The following is a 4,818-nucleotide window of genomic DNA, read 5'->3' as shown; positions in this document are numbered from 1 at the left end:
CTCGTCGGGCTCATAACCCGAAGGTCGTCGGTTCAAATCCGGCTCCCGCAACCAAGTTCAAGAAAAGGCCACTGTTAACCCAGTGGCCTTTTTCTTTGTCCGCTGAAAAAGCATCATCGGAAAAACCTCGAAAAATCAAAGCTTAGCGCTTGACATACAAGCCACACGCTGTAGAATCCGCCCCACTGACGCGGGATGGAGCAGCCTGGTAGCTCGTCGGGCTCATAACCCGAAGGTCGTCGGTTCAAATCCGGCTCCCGCAACCAGATTCAAGAAAAGGCCACTGTTCATACAGTGGCCTTTTTCTTTGCCTTCAAAAAAGTAACGCCGAAAAACCTTCGATAAATCAAAGCTTAGCGCTTGACACACCTTCAGAAAACTGTAGAATCCGCCCCACAGACGCGGGATGGAGCAGTCTGGTAGCTCGTCGGGCTCATAACCCGAAGGTCGTCGGTTCAAATCCGGCTCCCGCAACCATATTCGTCAGAACAAACCCCGCCTGTCTAACAGCAGCGCGGGGTTTGTTGCGTTTGCGCTCAATGCTTTTCGTTGCTTCGATTTTCCCCCGGCCTCCAGCCAACCCGCAGGCTTGAGACATTGTGCCCAGGATGAACTATCTTTAACCCGGCCAGGCCGCTAAAAGCGCCTGAGCCCGGAGTAATATTGGATACGTTTTCCTAAGGGACTTTCACTTGGCCGTACCTCTCCTCTACCTCGCGCTGCATGGCCGGGGCAATCCATGACCTCTCACAACCCCGAACCTCCGGTGCCGCTCGCCTCGGCGCTACCCGGTGCCGTGCAGCGCCTGCCCTTGCTCGAACGCGTGAGCCGCTACCGCCAGCCCATCGGCCTGGTCGTGACCCTGGTGCTGTTCACCATGGCCTTGATTGCCTGCCGCCACCTGCTGAGCGAGCTGGATATCTACGCCTTGCACGATGCCATGCTCAGCGTGCCGGCCCAGTCGGTGCTGGGCGCCTTGCTGGCGACCGTGATCGGCTTTGTGATCCTGCTGGGTTACGAGTGGTCGGCCAGCCGCTATGCGGGCGTGAAACTGCCGGCACGCAGCCTGGTGCTGGGTGGTTTCAGCGCCTTTGCCATCGGCAACGCCATCGGTCTGTCGATGCTTTCGGGCGGCTCGGTGCGCTACCGTCTGTATGCACGTCAGGGGCTGGGGGCTGGCGAAGTCGCACGCATGACAGTATTTGCCAGCCTGTCACTGGGCTGCGCGTTGCCGCCCTTGGCCGCCCTGGCAACCTTGAGCGACCTGCCCGCAGCCTCGACCGCACTGGGGTTGGCGCCAGGCCTGCTGGCAGGTATCGCTGCCGCCGTGCTTGTGGCGTCTGCCCTGTTGGTGTTCGGCTTGTACCGCCGGCGCCTGGCCGAACAGCCGCTGGCCAATAACCTGCTGGTGCAACTGGGCCGCCGTACGCTGCGCCTGCCGGGCGCACGCCTGGCCGCCCTGCAATTGCTGATCACCGCGCTGGATGTGGCAGCAGCTGCCACCGTGCTGTACCTGTTGCTGCCCGAGGCCCCCCCCTTCGGCGCGTTTGTGCTGGTGTACCTGCTGGCCTTGGCCGCAGGCGTGCTTAGCCACGTACCGGGCGGCGTCGGGGTGTTCGAAGCTATCCTGCTGGCCGCCTTTGCCGACCAGCTCGGTGCCGCGCCACTGGCGGCCGCGTTGCTGCTGTATCGGCTGATTTATGTGGTGCTGCCACTGCTACTGGCGTGCGTGCTGCTGCTGGCCAATGAAGCCCGGCGCCTGCTGTTCGCACAGCAGGCCATCAAAGCCGCCTCCGGGATGGCCGCACCGATCCTGTCGATACTGGTATTCCTGTCCGGGATGGTGCTGCTGTTTTCTGGCGTCACCCCCGAAATCGACACGCGCCTGGAGCACATGGGCTTTCTGGTGCCGCACCGGCTGATCGATGCCTCGCACTTTGGCGCCAGCCTGATCGGCGTGCTGTGCCTGCTGCTGGCCCAGGGCCTGCGCCGGCGCCTGTCCGCCGCCTGGCTGCTGACCACCGTGCTGTTGCTGGTCGGCGCCCTGTTGTCGCTATTGAAGGGCTTTGACTGGGAAGAGGCTTGCCTGCTGACCTTCACCGCCGCCCTGCTGGCCCTGTTCCGTCGCTCCTTCTACCGGCCCAGCCGCCTGCTGGAGCTGCCGTTTTCGCCGGTGTTCCTGGTGGCCAGCGCCTGTGCAGTCGGCGCATCGGTGTGGCTGCTGCTGTTCGCCTACCAGGATGTGCCCTACAGCCACCAGCTGTGGTGGCAGTTCACCCTTGATGCCGATGCCCCGCGTGGCCTGCGCGCCGCCATGGGCAGTGCCTTGCTGCTGGCCGCCTTGGCGCTGACCTGGCTGCTGCGCACCGCGCCGCCGGTGATCCACCTGCCCGACGAGGAAGAACTGCAGCGCGCCAACCGTATTCTGCTGGCCTCCGACCAGCCCGACGGCGGCCTGGCCCTGACTGGGGACAAGGCGTTGCTGTTCCACCCCCGCGACAATGCCTTCCTTATGTATGCCCGTCGCGGCCGCAGCCTAGTGGCCCTGTACGACCCGATCGGGCCGGCCCAGGAGCGCGCCGAAATGATCTGGCAGTTCCGCGACCTGTGCGACCTGCACCACGCCCGGCCCGTGTTCTACCAGGTACGCGCGGAAAACCTGCCGTTCTATATGGACATTGGCCTGACTGCACTGAAGCTGGGCGAGGAAGCCCGGGTCGACTTGCGCCGCTTCGATCTCGAAGCCAAGGGCAAGGAAATGAAGGACCTGCGCTACACCTGGAACCGTGGTGGCCGCGACGGCCTGAGCCTGGAAATCCACGAGCCCGGCCAGGCCCCGCTGGCAGAGCTGAAGGAAATTTCCGATGCCTGGCTCTGCGGCAAGAACGTGCGCGAGAAAGGCTTTTCGCTGGGGCGCTTCAGCCCGGAGTACCTGCAACACTTCCGCATTGCCCTGATCCGCTTCCAGGGTCGGCCGGTGGCCTTCGCCAACCTGCTGGAGACCCACAGCAACGAACTGGCCAGCCTCGACCTGATGCGTGCGCACCCCGAGGCACCGAAGCTGACCATGGAGTTCATGATGATCGGCCTGATCCTGCACTACAAAAGCCATGAGTATTCCCGCTTCAGCCTGGGCATGGTGCCGCTTTCCGGCCTTCAGCCGCGGCGTGGCGCGCCTCTGACCCAGCGCCTGGGCTCGATGGTGTTCCGCCGTGGCGAGCAGCTTTACAACTTCCAGGGGCTTCGACGCTTCAAGGACAAGTTCCAACCGGATTGGGAACCCCGCTACATGGCCGTGCCGGCCGGGCTCGACCCGCTGGTGGCACTGGCTGATACTGCCGCCCTGATTGCAGGCGGCCTGACTGGATTGGTGAAACGTTGATGACCCGACGCTTTTGGCTGTACCTGCTGGTTCCCCTGCTGCTGGCCGCCCTGGGGGGTGCGCTGGCGTTCTGGCTATGGACGCGCCCCGCCCCCGAAGCGCGCCTGGAGCAATTGAGCATCAATGGCACCAGCATCACCCGCGTGACCCCAGGTGTGCACCCCAAGGCCCGGGTGGCAATCGGTGTGCCACAGGATCAGGCGCTGACGGACAAGCAGCTGCTTGACCTGAGCCAGGCCGCTGAAGCCCAAATGGTGCAGGTGATTTTGCCGCCTAACGATTGCAGCAAGCAGCAACAGGCGATGGACCAGGGCTTGGCCGAGCTGCCAGAAAAGCCGACGTTGGTCGCCGGTATCGGCCCTGGCGCCGCCCAGGCCTGGCGCTGGCTGGCCAACCAGAACAATGACAAGGCCCGGGCCATTTCCGTGGACTTCAACCTGGAGCAACCTGGCTGCCAGTCCCCCCTGCCCAAGGCGGCTGCCCACGGCCACTGGAACGTCGCCTGGAACGACAACCCGGATGACGCCAGCGCCGCCTTCGTGCGCGACCAGGTCAACGCCGAAACCAGCATCAGCGATTACGACATCCATCTGCCCCAAGTGCTCAAGGCCCAGCTGACCCAGGCCCTGGTAGGTCACGACGGCAACGCCCTGGCCATCCCTGTGGTGGAAGTGCCGGCCGGGCAGACCACCGACACGGTCACCCTGTTCCTCTCCGGTGACGGCGGTTGGCGCGACCTTGACCGCGATGTTGCCGGAGAAATGGCCAAGCTGGGCTACCCGGTGGTGGGTATCGACACGCTGCGCTATTACTGGCAGCACAAAACCCCGGAGCAAAGCGCTGCCGACCTGTCCGAGCTGATGCAGCACTACCGACAGAAGTGGGGCACCAAGCGCTTTGTCCTCACCGGTTATTCGTTCGGTGCCGATGTGCTGCCGGCAATCTACAACCGCCTGCCGGTGGAAGACCAGCAACGTATCGACGCAGTGATGCTGCTGGCCTTTGCCCGCAGCGGCAGTTTCGAGATCGAGGTCGAGGGCTGGCTGGGCAAGGAAGGCCAGGAAGCACCAACCGGACCGGAAATGGCCAAACTGCCAGCCTCCAAGGTGGTGTGCGTGTATGGCGTGGAAGAGAGCGATGAGAGCGGTTGCACCGAAAAGACCGCGGTGGGTGAACGCCTGAAGCTGCCTGGGGGGCACCACTTTGATGAGAACTACCCGTCGCTGGCCAAGCGCTTGATTGGTGAGATCGAGACACGCCAAGGTAAATCCAGCGTCGCCGAACAGAACTGAATGTGCCTGAGCTCCGCGAAGCAGGTTGCGCATGGGATGGCACCGGCTTTGCCGGTGTTCGCGGGGCAAGCCCGCTCCCACAGTGATCGCGCTAGCGTTCAAGCATTGTGCAAGCCAGTTCCACAGGTATTACACGAGCCCTAA

General features: G+C 63.4%; 2 protein-coding genes and 2 tRNA genes. All 4 read left to right on the top strand.

Annotation, left to right across the window (positions count from 1 at the left end; translation table 11 throughout):
- The first annotated feature begins 189 nt into the window (after window positions 1-189).
- The 4 genes from ACK1VC_RS28185 (at window position 190) to ACK1VC_RS28170 (ending at window position 4,674) form a co-directional block, all read left to right on the top strand.
- Window positions 190-266 (top strand) — tRNA-Met (locus ACK1VC_RS28185).
- Window positions 267-400: 134 nt separating this feature from the next.
- A tRNA-Met gene (locus ACK1VC_RS28180) sits at window positions 401-477 on the top strand.
- 262 nt (window positions 478-739) lie between these two features.
- The gene (mprF, locus tag ACK1VC_RS28175) at window positions 740-3,382 is read left to right on the top strand and encodes a bifunctional lysylphosphatidylglycerol flippase/synthetase MprF (protein WP_016488666.1); all 2,643 of its coding nucleotides are present in this window, start codon (window positions 740-742) and stop codon (window positions 3,380-3,382) included.
- Entirely contained in the window at window positions 3,382-4,674 is a 1,293-nt protein-coding gene (locus ACK1VC_RS28170) for a virulence factor family protein (RefSeq protein ID WP_016488667.1), read from the top strand. The genes mprF and ACK1VC_RS28170 overlap by 1 nt, the downstream gene beginning before the upstream one ends.
- Window positions 4,675-4,818: the final 144 nt, after the last annotated feature.

The organism is Pseudomonas sp. XP2 (assembly GCF_053557975.1).
The sequence above is the reverse complement of the archived record's forward strand: the minus strand, read 5'-3'. Positions and strand labels throughout refer to the sequence as shown.

Excerpts from the sequence above, each read along its gene's own strand:
- mprF (WP_016488666.1), top strand. The coding sequence starts at position 740 with ATGACCTCTCACAACCCCGAACCTCCGGTGCCGCTCGCCTCGGCGCTA.
- ACK1VC_RS28170 (WP_016488667.1), top strand. The coding sequence starts at position 3,382 with ATGACCCGACGCTTTTGGCTGTACCTGCTGGTTCCCCTGCTGCTGGCC.